1 protein-coding gene is annotated in these 283 nt (G+C 66.1%); it reads right to left on the bottom strand.

The window, feature by feature from the left end:
- Nucleotides 1-283: ABC transporter substrate-binding protein (locus ACZYSP_RS35570; RefSeq protein WP_489019266.1), on the bottom strand; the 283-nt coding region annotated here is incomplete at both ends.

Here is a 283-nt window from a genome sequence, read left to right as displayed (position 1 = left end):
AGAAGAACACGGCGGTCGAATACAGGTCCATGCCGTGGTCGCCGTAGCGGATGAAGCGCAGGTCCTTCGCCGGATCGAGCCCCATCGCCTTCGCGCTGAAGCTCACGGGGGTGACGTAGCCGAAGGCGGCGTCGATCTGCCCGCGCGTGAGCATCTGCTCGCGCAGGTTGGGCGCCATGTTGGTGATGCTTACCTTCGACGCATCGACCTTCGCGAGCCTGGCGAAGGCCGGGAACAGCTTCAGCGCGCCGTCGTTGGCGGGGCCGCCGATGGTCTTGCCTTC

Source organism: Variovorax sp. F042 (genome assembly GCF_057814215.1).
Note: the sequence above shows the minus strand (reverse complement) of the source record. Positions and strands in the feature narration are given on the sequence as shown.